Below are 261 nucleotides of genomic sequence, written 5' to 3'. Positions count from 1 at the left end.
ATCAAGCTTAGTAGGCTCTTCATATTTAAGCATGTTGAATGCTGCTTCATAACCTTGATCCAAGTAGCTCTTCTTCAAGACTTCTTGGCCCTTTTGATAGCCCTCTTCGTATGCTTTTACATACATATCATCTACATCCTTAGGAGTATTACCCTCATCTTTTTTTCCATCTTGATAGCCTTTATCGGAATATTCCTTTCTTGTTTCTTCCACTCTTTTTTTAACACCCTTGTTAAATGCGTCTTCGAATGATTTTTTTAC

The 261-nt window shown here is 36.0% G+C and carries 1 protein-coding gene; it reads right to left on the bottom strand.

The window, feature by feature from the left end:
• Positions 1–261, bottom strand: a 261-nt coding sequence (locus tag EOC06_RS40645) for a hypothetical protein (RefSeq protein ID WP_206631447.1), incomplete at both ends; no start/stop codon positions are given.

The organism is Mesorhizobium sp. M7A.F.Ca.MR.362.00.0.0, assembly GCF_004023175.1.
GTDB lineage: Bacteria > Pseudomonadota > Alphaproteobacteria > Rhizobiales > Rhizobiaceae > Mesorhizobium.
This window is presented reverse-complemented; position numbering and strand designations above follow the sequence as displayed.